This window comes from Cellulomonas sp. (assembly GCF_965229465.1).
In the GTDB taxonomy this organism is placed as follows: Bacteria; Actinomycetota; Actinomycetes; order Actinomycetales; family Cellulomonadaceae; genus Cellulomonas.
On the sequence record NZ_OZ245882.1, the window covers coordinates 2293274 to 2305725 of the forward strand.

The window sequence follows — 12452 nt, forward strand, 5'->3', positions numbered from 1 at the left end:
TGCGGGTGGGAACCCGACGGAGTGCGGACGTCGCAGGAAACGGGACGGGACAGGTCAGCGGGCGCCGATGGCGTGCTCGAGAGCCAGCTGGTTGAGGCGGACGAAGCCGAAGCCGCGGGCGGCCACCGCGTCGACGTCGAGCTCCTCGTAGGCGGACGGGTCGTTCAGGAGGTCGGACAGGGTCTCGCCCTCGGCCAGCGTCGGCTGCGAGAGCTCGAGCACACCGGCCTCCTCGAGCGCGGCCTGCACCTCGGGGTCGGCCCGGAACGCCTGCGCGCGCTCCTTGAGCAGCAGGTAGGTGGACATGTTCGCGGCGGCCGAGTCCCAGACGCCCTTCATGTCCTCCGTGCGCGACGGCTTGTAGTCGAAGTGGCGCGGGCCGTCGTAGCGGGGGCCGCCGGACGGGAAGCCGTTCTCGACCAGGTCCACCGTGGCGAACGCGGAGAACAGGTCGCCGTGGCCGAACACCAGGTCCTGGTCGTACTTGATGGACCGCTGGCCGTTGAGGTCGATGTGGAAGAGCTTCTCCGCCCACAGCGCCTGCGCGATGCCCGAGGTGTAGTTCAGGCCGGCCATCTGCTCGTGGCCGGTCTCCGGGTTGAGGCCGACGATGTCGCCGTGCTCGAGCTTGGCGATGAGCGCCAGCGCGTGCCCGACCGTGGGGAGCAGGATGTCGCCGCGGGGCTCGTTCGGCTTGGGCTCGATGGCGATGCGCAGCCCGTAGCCCTTCTCCTTGATGTACGCGGCGACGGTGTCGATGCCCTCGGCGTAGCGGTCGTGCGCGGCGTTGAGGTCCTTGGCGGAGTCGTACTCCGCACCCTCACGGCCGCCCCACATGACGAACGTGTCGGCGCCCAGCTCGGCGGCGAGGTCGACGTTGCGGACCACCTTGCGCAGGCCGTAACGGCGGACGCGGCGGTCGTTGGAGGTGAACGCGCCGTCCTTGAAGATCGGGTGGCTGAACGTGTTGGTGGTGACCATCTCGACCGTGATGCCGGTCTCGTCCAGGGCGCCCTTGAAGCGGGTCAGGATGCGGTCGCGCTCGGCGGCGTCGGAGCCGAACGGCACCACGTCGTCGTCGTGGAACGTCACGTGCGCGGCGCCCAGCTCGGCCAGCTTGTGGACCGACTCCACGGGGTCCAGCCACGGGCGGCTGGCGGATCCGAACTGGTCCTGGGCGTTCCACCCGACCGTCCAGAGGCCGAACGAGAACTTGTCTGCACGGGTGGGCTGCGGTGCCATCACACGTCTCCTCATCGAGATGAACGAATTTAGTTTGCCGGATGAATTTATCCCTTCCAGCCGGTAGGGTCAAGCCATGCCGACGCCCGAGCCCCGCGACCCGTCGCGCGTGGCCCGCCAGGCGCAGATGCGGGACCAGAACCTCGGCGTCGTCCTGCGGGGGATCGTCGATGCCGCGGAGCCGCTGTCCCGGGCCCAGCTCGCCGCGTCGGAGGACCTGGCACGCGCCACGGTCTCGGGGCTCGTCGACCACCTCATCGAGGCGCGTCTGGTGCGCGAGCTCGACCCCACCCAGACCCAGCGTGCGGGCCGCCCTGCCGTGCCGCTCGCGCCCGCGCGGGGGACCGTCGCCGGCGTCGGCATGGAGGTCAACGTCGACTACCTGGGCGTCCGCGCGCTCGACCTGGCCGGTGACGTGCTGGCCGAGCACGTGGAGCTCGACGACCTGCGGGGGGTCGACGCCGCGCAGGTGCTGGACCGGCTTGCCGCCCTCGCCGAACCCGTGATCGAGGACCTGCGGTCCCGGGGCGTGCGCGTCGCCGGCACCGCCCTGGCGCTCCCCGGTCTGGTCGACCGCGTCACCGGCCCGCTGCGCATCGCCCCCAACCTCGGCTGGCGCGACGTCGACGTCGTCGGGGTCGTCTCTGCCCATCCCGCGCTGGCCGCGTTCCCGCCCCGGGTGGCCAACGAGGCCAACCTGGCGGCGCGCGCCGAGGCCCACGCCCGGCGGGGGTCGCCGAGCTTCGCGTACGTCTCCGGGGAGGTCGGCATCGGTGGCGCGATCGTGCTCGACGGCGAGATCTTCCCCGGCCGGCACGGCTGGAGCGGCGAGATCGGGCACATCGTCATCGACGCGTTCCGCGGTCCGCGGGCCTCCGACGGCAGCCTGGAGGCGCTGGCCGGCCAGGACGCGATGCTGCGTGCGGCGGGCCTGCCGTCCACCGCCCGGCTGGATGCCCTCCTGGACGCGCTGACGGCGGGCGAGCCGCGGGCCACGGCCGCCGTCGCGCAGGCCGCCCGGGCGCTCGGCGTCGCGCTCGCGTCCGTGGCCAACGTGGTCGACGTCGGTGAGGTGGTGCTCGGCGGCACCTTCGGCCAGCTGTTCGACCACGTGCACGACGAGGTGTCGGCCCGGCTCGACGAGCTCGTGATCTTCGCGCCCTGGTCCCCGCTGGCCGTCTCGCCTGCCCGCGCCGGCCAGTACCCGGCGATGACCGGCGGTGCGCTGGCGTCCCTGGCCCGCGTGCTGGCGGACCCGGCGGAGTGGCTGCGCGCCCAGACCTGATCGCAGCGTCCGCACTCGTGCTGCGTGGAACCCGACGGAGTGCGGACGTCGCCGGGTGCGTTCGCCAGCGTCCGCACATCCGGCCGCCCGGACGCGTGAATGTGCGGACGTTGCCGGTCAGCCGGCGTTGCGGAGCATGAACTCCGTCTCGGTGTCGCGGCCCATCGTCGGGTCGGGCGCTGCCACGGTCTCCACCATGGCGATGGTGTCCTCGAGCCGGATCCGCTCGGGGAGCACTCGGTAGGGCGAGTCGGCGTCGGTCATGGCCACCACCTCGGTCGGGTTCGGACGTGCTGGTCCGACTGTAGAGCCGCAACGTCCGAGCATCTGCTCGTCCTGGCGCTCGCTTCCTCGGACGTCCCGGTCGAGAACCGCTGGCGTCCGAGCATCTGGTCGCCCTGGCGCCCGTTTGCTCGGACGTCCCGCGACGTAGGCTCCCTGACCGTGAGCGCGCAGCAGAGACCCCTGTGGATCGGCACCTATCCCGCCGCCGGTGCGGGCACGCCCGTCGGGCTCGGGGAGGGGATCTGGCGGGTTGACCTCGACCGCGCCACGGGTGCGCTGAGCGATGCGCGTCAGGTCGTCGAGACGCCCTCGCCCAGCTTCCTCGCCCTGCGCGGGACAGTCCTGTACGCCGCGAACGAGCACGCGGACGGCACGGTCAGCGCGTTCGACGTCGTCGGCGACGCCCTCGTCCACCGCGCCACGGTCCCGTCCGGGGGCGCTGACCCGTGCCACCTGCTGCTCGACGCGGACGGCCGCACCCTGTTCGTGGCCAACTACACCTCCGGCACGCTCGGCGTGCTGCCGCTCGACGCGGACGGCGGGTTCAGCGCGCTCGGTCCGGACCAGGTGTTCGGGCACACCGGCTCGGGTCCCGACGAGGGCCGGCAGGAGTCGCCGCACGCGCACTTCGTCGCCCTCGACCCGAGCGGCGCGTTCGTGCTGGTGGTGGACCTGGGCACCGACCAGATCCGCCGGTACCGCCGCGTCGACGGCCACCTGGTCGAGGACGGCATCGCGGCCGCTCTCCCCGCCGGCACCGGGCCGCGGCACCTGACGTTCAGCGCCGACGGCCGGTTCGCCTACGTGGTCGGCGAGCTGGACGTGACGGTGCGGGTGCTCGCGTGGGAGTCGGGCCGGGGGAGTCTCGTGCAGACCCTGCCGGCCACGACGGTGCCCGCGGCGGAGCGCCGACTGCCCTCGCACGTGGTCCGGGACGGCGACCGGCTGCTGGTCGGGGTGCGGACGGCGGACGTGCTGGCGCGCTTCGCGATGCGCGCGGACGGCCTGCTCGAGCCGGTGGCGGACGACCCTCTGCCGGGGGCGTGGCCGCGGCACCTCGCGGTCGTCGACGGCTGGACGGTCGTCGCGGAGCAGGCGTCCGGCGGTCTCGCCACGCTCGCGGCCGACGGCTCCGTGGTGGCCACGCTGCCCCTGCCGGCTCCGTCCTGCGTGCTGCCGGAAACCTCCGAATAGCCCGTTATCGAATCGTGATCTTCTCCACTTACTGCCCAGTAAGTGCTTGTGGTTGTCTGGCAGCAGCCGCCCGTGACGGCGGGGCAATGACGCCCTGACCGGACGCGGACGCAAGTGGCTGTGCAACGGAGCGCGGCCATGTCACGAGGGAGTGACCGTGCGTCGTGCCGACCGCCTGAACCCCGTCCCCGCGAGCCTCGCCGCCCTGGCGCTGGTCGTCCCGCTGGCGCTCGTCGGGCTCGCGTCGCCCGCGGCCGCGGCGCCGGGTGACCTGGCGCGGACCGGCTCGGCGACCGCGTCGGTGTTCCAGTCGGACGGCGACGGCACCTTCCCGCCGGACGCCGCGATCGACGGCAACCCGGCCACCCGCTGGGCCAGCGGCAACGGCCCGGACGAGGACGTCCCGTACACCGCCTGGGTGCAGGTCGACCTGGGCGCGGCGGCGTCCGTCGACCACGTCGTCCTGGCGTGGGAGGCCGCGTTCGCCGCCGGGTACGAGGTCCAGGTGGCGACGACCGCGCCGGACGACCCGGCGTCCTGGACGGCGGTGCACACCGAGGCGGCGGGCGACGGCGGCACCGACGACCTGACGTTCGCGGCCACCGACGCCCGGTACGTGCGCGTGCAGATGAACCAGCGCACCAGCTTCACGTGGGACCCGGCGCGGCTGCACTGGTACGGCTACTCGCTGTTCTCCCTCGAGGTCTACGGGACGCCGACGCAGGTGGCCGCGGCCTTCGCCGGCCCCGGCACCACCGTCCCGGCCGGCACCGACGCGGTCGTCCCGGTGATCCTCGCGATCCCGGCGGCCACGGACACCACCGTGCGGGTGCGGTCCACCGGCGGCACCGGCGTGGCCGGCACCGACTACACCGCGGTCGACCAGACGCTCACCTTCCCGGCCGGCACCACGGAGACGAGCGTCACGGTGCCGACCGTCGACCACGGCCCCCTCGGCCAGGTCCGCACGGTCGAGCTCACCCTGTCCGAGCCGTCCGCGGGCCTGGTCCTGGGCGGCCGCACGACGAGCACCGTCACCATCACGCCGCACGGCGACCTGCCCGACGTCGGCGGCGTCACGGTGCTCGACGACTACGAGTCCGGCGTCCCGGCCGGGTACACCACCTGGGGCATCAGCGCGCCGGTCACCCCGGTGCTGTCCACGGGACCGGTGGACCGGGGGGGCAACGGCCTGATCGCGACGGTGGGCGGCACTCCCGCGGCCGGCGACTGGTTCGGGTTCACGCACGACATCGCGGCCACCGACTGGTCCGCGCACGACGGGTTCACGTTCTGGTTCCTGGGCACCGGCGGCGGAGGTCAGCTGCGGTACGAGCTCAAGAGCAACGGCCAGCTGTTCGAGCGGTCCGTCACCGACGACGCCGCGGGCTGGCGTCAGGTCAACGTGGCGTTCTCGCAGCTGCGGCTCAAGGGCAACCCGGCCTCCGACGCGCGGTTCGACCCGACCGCGAGCACCGGCTTCGCGGTCACGCTGACCGACCTGGGCGCGGGGGCGTGGACGTTCGACGACCTCGGCCTGTACGACCGCGTCAGCACGATCGAGGACGCCGAGGGCGACGTGCCCCTGGCCGCGCCCGGCACCACGGTCGGCATCTTCACGTGGGGCTCGGCCGCGGACCTGGTGAGCCTGGCCGTCACGGAGCAGGAGCGCGACGGCGTGCCCGCCGGCAACCACGTGCTCTCCGGCGACTACCTCATCCCCTCGGGCGGCTGGGGCGGCTTCAGCCAGAACCTCGCGGCCGGCCAGGACTGGAGCTCGTTCCGTGGCATCCGGCTGGCCTGGTACGCCTCGCAGCCGACGCGCCCCGCGAGCCCCACGGCCGGTGACGACATCAAGGTCGAGCTCAAGGACGGTGGCCCGGACGGCGAGCACTCGGAGCTGTGGGCCGCCACGTTCAAGGACAACTGGTCCAGCGACGGCAGCCGCTGGAAGATCGTCGACCTGCCGTTCTCGGCGTTCACCCTCGGTGGCTACCAGCCCGGCGACGCGGCGACGCGCAACGGCACCCTCGACCTCACGTCGGCGTGGGGCTACGCGCTGACGATGGTGCCGGGCACCGCGACCGCGGTCTCCTGGGCCGTCGACGACGTGCAGCTCTACGGCTCGGCCGTCGCCGCACCGACGGCCACGGTGGCCAGCCAGGACGTCGTCCTCGTCGACCCCGGCGAGACCGCGCACGTGCCGGTCGTCCTCACGACGACCGACGGCCAGCCGCTCCCGGCGGACGTCACGGTCGACTACGCGAACGGCGCCGGCACCGCGGTGGCGGGAACGCACTACGACGCGTTCTCCGGCACGCTCACGTTCCCCGCGGGCACGGCCACCGGCACCACGCAGACGATCGACGTGGTCACCCACGCGACCGCCGCGGTCGACGACGCCCGCACGCTGGCTATCGACCTGACGGCCACGGGGGCCGCCGTCGGCACCGGCCCGACGGTCGTGCTCAACGCGGTGGGCGCCACCTACCTCGACCCGGGCGCGAGCACGGCGGACCGGGTGGAGGACCTGCTGGGTCGGATGACGCTGGCCGAGAAGATCGGCCAGATGACCCAGGCCGAGCGCCTGGGGCTCCAGTCGCCCGCGCAGATCCGCGACCTGGGCCTGGGCTCCGTGCTCTCGGGCGGCGGCTCGGTGCCGACGCAGAACACGGCGACCGGCTGGGCGGACATGATCGACGGCTTCCAGCGCCAGGCACTGTCCACGCGGTTGCAGATCCCGCTGATCTACGGCGTCGACGCCGTGCACGGCCACAACAACGTGGTGGGCGCGACGATCTTCCCGCACAACTCCGGGCTGGGCGCCGCGCGCGACGCGGACCTGGTGGAGGAGGTCCAGCGGACCACCGCCCAGGAGGTGCGCGCCACGGGCGTGCCGTGGGCGTTCTCCCCGTGCCTGTGCGTGACGCGCGACGAGCGGTGGGGGCGCAGCTACGAGTCGTTCGGTGAGGACCCGGCGCTGGTGACCGCGATGGCGGGCGCCTCGATCGTCGGGCTCCAGGGTGACGACGCGTCCGACCTCTCCGGCCCCGACACGGTGCTCGCCACGGCGAAGCACTGGGTGGGCGACGGCGGCACCACGTACGACCCCGCACTGGCCGGTTCCGGCTACCCGATCGACCAGGGCATCACCCACGTCGACAGCCTCGACCAGCTGCGACGGCTGTACGTCGACCCGTACGTGCCCGCCATCGAGGCCGGCGTCGGCTCGATCATGCCGTCCTACTCCGCGGTCTCGGTCGCCGGCGCCGACCCGATCCGCATGCACGAGTACGGCGCGCTGAACACCGACCTGCTCAAGGACGAGCTCGGCTTCGACGGCTTCCTCATCAGCGACTGGGAGGGCATCGACAAGCTGCCCGGCGGCACCTATGCCGACAAGGCCGCGCGCTCGGTGAACGCGGGCCTCGACATGGCGATGGCGCCGTACAACTTCGGCGCGTTCATCACCGCGATCACCGCCAAGGTGGGCTCCGGGGACGTGTCGCAGGAGCGGGTCGACGACGCCGTCCGGCGGATCCTCACCCAGAAGTTCGCGCTCGGGCTGTTCGACGCCCCGTTCGCCGACCGGTCGCTGGCCGGGGACGTCGGGTCCGCTGCGCACCGGGCGGTGGCCCGCGACGCGGCTGCGAAGTCGCAGGTGCTGCTCAAGAACGCGGACGACCTGCTGCCCCTGGCCGCCGACACCAAGGTCTACGTCGCCGGCTCCAACGCGGACGACCTGGGCAACCAGGCCGGCGGCTGGACGATCTCCTGGCAGGGCGGCTCGGGCGACATCACGCCGGGCACGTCCATCCTCGAGGGGATCGTGAGCGTCCGGGGAGAGGCAGCCCCGTCCGTGACCTACTCGAAGGACGCCTCCGCTCCGGTCGGGGACGCGCAGGTGGGCGTCGTCGTCGTCGGCGAGACGCCCTACGCCGAGGGGCAGGGCGACGTCGGCAACAACGGCAAGTCCCTGAGCCTGAGCGCGGCGGACCGCACCGCGATCGACACGGTCTGCGGCGCGCTGCCGTGCGTCGTGCTCGTCGTCGCGGGCCGTCCCCAGCTGGTCACCGACCAGCTCGGCGCGATCGACGCGCTCGTCGCGTCGTGGCTGCCCGGCACCGAGGGTGCGGGCGTCGCGGACGTCCTGTTCGGCACGCAGCCCTTCACCGGACGCCTCCCGGTGAGCTGGCCGGCCTCCGCCGACCAGGTCCCGGTCAACGTCGGCGACGACGTCTACGCGCCGCTGTACCCGTACGGCTGGGGCCTGCGCACGGACGCGCAGCGCGACCGGCTGACCGCGCTGGTCGCCACCCTGCCCGCCGGCGACGCGCAGGACGCCGTCCAGGCCGTGCTCGACGCGCCGATCTGGGACGGGTCGGCACTCGACCCGGCTCGCACGGGGCAGGCGGTCCGGCTGCTGTTCGCCGCGGCGGAGGAGCTGAACGGTACCGACCGCGACATCGCGACCGCGGCGGGGATCGTCGTCTCGCTCGTGCGCGACCTCGCCCAGGAGGCCTCCGGTCCGGACGACGCCGCCACGACGGCCGACGCCGAGCATGCCCTCATGTCCGGCGAGGCGAGCGGCGCGGTCGACCTCCTGGCCGACGTCCTCGGCGTCTCGACCGCCCCGCCCGTCGCGTCGACCACCCGCCTGTCGCTCTCGCGGTCCTTCGTGGCCTTCGGGAACGCGGTCACCGCCCGGGTGGCCGTCACGGCTCCCGGCGGGTCGCCGACCGGGTCCGTGCAGGTGCTCGTCGACGGGACGTCGGTGGCCACCGTGCCGCTGGCGGCCGACGGCACCGCCAAGGTGCAGCTGCCTGCCACAGTCACCACCGGCCGGCACCGGGTCACCGCCGTCTACGGCGGCGCCCCGGCGGCCGACCCGCCGGTCCTTGGTTCCACGTCCGCCGCCGCGACGCTCACCGTGACCCGGACCCTGCCGACGGTCCGCACCGACGGCACCGACTGGACCGTGCGCCGCTCGGACCCCAAGCAGGTGCACGTCCAGGTGGCCGGCGTCGCCGGTGTCACGCCCACCGGCACGGTCGACGTCTGGGTCAACGGCTCCCGCAAGGGCTCGGCCACCCTCGACGCCCGTGGCGAAGCGGTCGTGACGCTCCCCACGGGGACCCGGACCTCGCTTGTGCTGGTCACCTACGCCGGCGACCCGACCTACCTGCCGTGGATCGGCGCCCCGCACCTTCTGGTGGTGAGGTGATCCCCTAAAGGGTGACAACGGACCAAAGTCCTTCAGCGCTCCGCGGAACCTGTCGATCCCTCCTCGTCGACGACGAACGAGGAGGTCCCGCGATGCGCAACGGCTTTGACATCTATCGGGTCGGTCCGGACCGGAACCACCAGGAACCGCCGAGCCCGTGGGGCTGGACCGCCCGCCGCGGCGAGGTGCCGACCGGTGAGACCGTCGTGCAGGACCACGACTTCACGCTGACCTACACGGGCAACGACCCGCAGCTGGCCGCCGCGTTCGCGCGGGGTGCCCGGCTCAAGGAGATCGTCACGTTGTGGCCGGAGCTCGCCTTCTACCCGTCGACGGCCGGGGGCTTCCTCCCGGACGGGAACATCTTCCCCATCCGCGGTGACTACAAGCCGCCGAGCGGGCTCAGCGCCCTGCGCTCCAAGCTCGGCTCACGTCGCTCCTCCGGCGCGCACGCGGCAGAGGTCACCGCCCGCCCGTAGTCCGCGGTCGCGCGGGCGTCGGTCGAGTGCGTGAGAATGGGGCACACCCGTCCGCCGACAGGAGCGCCCGTGACCCTCGAGCACAACCCGCGCGTCGCCATGCTCTCGGTGCACACGTCGCCGCTCGACCAGCCCGGCACGGGCGACGCGGGCGGGATGAACGTCTACGTGCTCGAGCTGTCGCGCGCGCTGGCCGCCCGGGGCGCGCGCGTCGAGATCTTCACGCGCGCGACCTCCTCGGAGCAGGCCGAGACCGTGCTGCTGCCCGGCGCCGACGCGCTCGGGCGTCCCCTCGTCGGAGACGCCGCCCGCACCGTCCTGCTCGCCGACGAGGTCGGCCCCGGCGTGACGCCGCCGATCCTCGTGCACCACGTGCCGGCCGGTCCGTTCGAGCAGCTGGACAAGAACGACCTCCCCGGCGTGCTCTGCGGCATGGCCGCCGGCGTCCTGCGCTGGGAGGCCGCGCGCACGCCCGGCTGGTACGACGTCGTGCACTCCCACTACTGGCTGTCCGGGCAGGTCGGTCAGATCGCGGCGGACCGCTGGGAGGTGCCGCTGGTGCACACCGCGCACACGCTCGCGCGCGTGAAGAACGCCTCGCTGGCACCGGGCGACACCCCGGAGCCGACCGCACGGGTGGTCGGCGAGGAGCAGCTGGCGGCCGAGGCGGACGCCCTGGTGGCCAGCACGCCGGTCGAGGCCGAGGAGCTGGTCGAGCTGTACGGCGCCGACCCGGACCGCGTGCACGTGGTCGAGCCCGGGGTGGACCTGGACCGGTTCGTGCCCGGCGACAAGGCGTCGGCCCGGCGCGACCTGGGCCTGCCGGCCGACCGTCAGATCGTCCTGTTCGCCGGGCGCGTGCAGGCGCTGAAGGCCCCGGACGTGCTGGTCAGCGCCCTGGGAGTCCTGCGCGAGACCGGACGACTGGTCCCGCTGCTCGTCATCCTCGGAGGGCCCTCCGGTCGGTCCAGCGCGGTGCGGGAGCTCCAGGCGCTCGCGGCCATGACGGGCGTGGCCGACGACGTCGTCGTGCACCCGCCCGCCGACCGCGACACCCTGGCGCGCTGGTACCACGCGGCCGACGTGGTCGCGATGCCGTCGCGCAGCGAGTCGTTCGGGCTCGTGGCCGCCGAGGCGCAGGCCAGCGGCGTCCCGGTCATCGCGGCGTGCGTCGGCGGACTGCGCACGATCGTCGACCACGACGTGTCCGGCCGGCTGGTCCGCGGGCACGACCCGGCGGTGTGGGCCGACGTGATCTCGGACGTGCTGTCGTCCACGGAGGACCGCGCGCGGTATGCGGTCGGTGCCCGACGGGTGGCCGAGCGGTTCGGCTGGGACACCACCGCGGACCAGATGCTGAAGGTCTACTCGGTGGCCGGCGAGGTCCGGGCGTCCCGCGTCTGAGGGTCGGACGTCCCAGGCCGGCTCTCGGGGCCTGCGGCAGGATGGGTCTATGACCTACACCCTCGTGCTGCTCCGCCACGGCGAGAGCGAGTGGAATGCGAAGAACCTGTTCACCGGCTGGGTCGACGTGCCGCTGTCCGAGAAGGGCACCGCGGAGGCCGTCCGGGGCGGGACGCTGCTCACCGACGCGGGCGTGCTGCCCGACGTCGTGCACACGTCGCTGCTGCGCCGGGCCATCACCACGGCCAACCTGGCCCTCGACGCCGCCGACCGCCACTGGATCCCCGTCAAGCGCTCCTGGCGCCTGAACGAGCGGCACTACGGCGCGCTCCAGGGCAAGGACAAGAAGCAGACGCTCGAGGAGTACGGCGAGGAGCAGTTCATGCTCTGGCGCCGGTCCTACGACTTCCCGCCGCCGGACATCGAGCTGGGCTCGGAGTTCTCCCAGGACGCCGACCCGCGCTACGCCGGCGAGCCGATCCCGCGCGCCGAGGCGCTCGAGCAGGTGCTCGTCCGCGCGCTGCCGTACTGGGAGTCGGACATCGTCCCGGACCTGAAGGCCCGCAAGACCGTGCTCGTCGCGGCCCACGGCAACTCGATCCGCGCCCTGGTCAAGCACCTGGACGACGTGGACAGCAGCACGATCGCCGGCATCAACATCCCCACCGGCATCCCGCTGCTCTACACGCTCGACGAGGAGACGCTGAAGCCCACCAACCCGGGCGGCACTTACCTCGACCCGGAGGCCGCCGCGGAGGCCATCAAGGCCGTGGCCAACCAGGGCCGCTGACGCCGCACACCACAACGTCCGAGCAGAAGTGGGCCAGCACCCACCTCTGCTCGGACGTTGCTGCGTAGGTGGACGTTGCGTCCGAGCAGATGAGGCCCAGGGCCTGCACCTGCTCGGACGTTGCGCTCAGGGGCGGGGGCGGGACGCGTCGAACGCCGCCACAGCCGCCTTCGTCGCCGAGCGGCGCCAGGCCTGCTCGACCAGTTCCGCGAGGGCGTCCCAGTCCGGGTCGTGCGCGGCGTCGAGGTGCGCGGCGACCCAGCCGAACCTGCCCATGTAGGGCGCGACGAAGTACCGCACCGGGTCCCGTGCGACGATCGCCTGCTGCTCGTGCCGGTCGGTCTTGCACCACAGGGCGAGCCGGCCGTCGGCGTGGTGGTCGGGCAGGATCCAGGCGAACCGGCTCCCGCGCGTGAAGAACCCGGTGTTGCCGTACACGTCGACCTCGGCAGAGGTCTCGGGCAGCTGGGCGACGACATCTCCGAGCCGCTGCCGCGCCACGGCGACGTCGTCGTCACCCCACCCGAGCACCCGCTCCGCCATGCGGGC

The 12452-nt window shown here is 73.3% G+C and carries 9 protein-coding genes; 6 read left to right on the forward strand and 3 right to left on the reverse strand.

From position 1 onward, the window contains the following. Positions 1–54 precede the first annotated feature (54 nt). Positions 55–1242: a xylose isomerase gene (xylA, locus tag ACO06A_RS11045; RefSeq protein WP_421732236.1), complete on the reverse strand. Its 1188-nt coding sequence runs from the start codon at positions 1240–1242 to the stop codon at positions 55–57. A 76-nt stretch (positions 1243–1318) separates the two neighbouring features. On the opposite strand from xylA, the gene ACO06A_RS11050 reads away from it, so the two are divergent. Beyond that, positions 1319–2527 (forward strand): ROK family protein, encoded by a 1209-nt coding sequence (locus ACO06A_RS11050; protein ID WP_421732237.1) that lies wholly within the window; start codon positions 1319–1321, stop codon positions 2525–2527. 117 nt (positions 2528–2644) lie between these two features. Here ACO06A_RS11050 and ACO06A_RS11055 read toward each other — a convergent pair whose 3' ends face one another. Next, positions 2645–2791 carry a heme biosynthesis protein HemY gene (locus ACO06A_RS11055; protein WP_421732238.1) on the reverse strand — a complete coding sequence of 49 codons (147 nt, stop codon included), beginning with the start codon at positions 2789–2791 and terminating at the stop codon, positions 2645–2647. 180 nt (positions 2792–2971) lie between these two features. On the opposite strand from ACO06A_RS11055, the gene ACO06A_RS11060 reads away from it, so the two are divergent. From ACO06A_RS11060 to ACO06A_RS11080, 5 genes are all read left to right on the forward strand, one after another. After that, the gene (locus ACO06A_RS11060; protein WP_421732239.1) at positions 2972–4006 is read left to right on the forward strand and encodes a lactonase family protein; all 1035 of its coding nucleotides are present in this window, start codon (positions 2972–2974) and stop codon (positions 4004–4006) included. A 157-nt stretch (positions 4007–4163) separates the two neighbouring features. Next, positions 4164–9230 (forward strand): glycoside hydrolase family 3 N-terminal domain-containing protein, encoded by a 5067-nt coding sequence (locus ACO06A_RS11065; protein ID WP_421732240.1) that lies wholly within the window; start codon positions 4164–4166, stop codon positions 9228–9230. Between the two features lie 92 nt (positions 9231–9322). Further along, a complete protein-coding gene (locus ACO06A_RS11070) occupies positions 9323–9709 on the forward strand; it encodes a hypothetical protein (protein ID WP_421732242.1) in 387 nt (128 codons plus the stop codon). Between the two features lie 36 nt (positions 9710–9745). Further along, a complete protein-coding gene (locus ACO06A_RS11075; protein ID WP_421732244.1) occupies positions 9746–11113 on the forward strand; it encodes a glycosyltransferase in 1368 nt (455 codons plus the stop codon). Positions 11114–11162: 49 nt separating this feature from the next. Continuing rightward, on the forward strand, positions 11163–11903 hold the full coding sequence (locus tag ACO06A_RS11080; protein WP_421732245.1) for a phosphoglyceromutase: 741 nt from the start codon (positions 11163–11165) through the stop codon (positions 11901–11903). A 126-nt stretch (positions 11904–12029) separates the two neighbouring features. On the opposite strand, the gene ACO06A_RS11085 is transcribed toward ACO06A_RS11080, so the two are convergent. Next, a complete protein-coding gene (locus ACO06A_RS11085; protein WP_421732246.1) occupies positions 12030–12446 on the reverse strand; it encodes an MmcQ/YjbR family DNA-binding protein in 417 nt (138 codons plus the stop codon). Between the last annotated feature and the right edge of the window lie 6 nt (positions 12447–12452).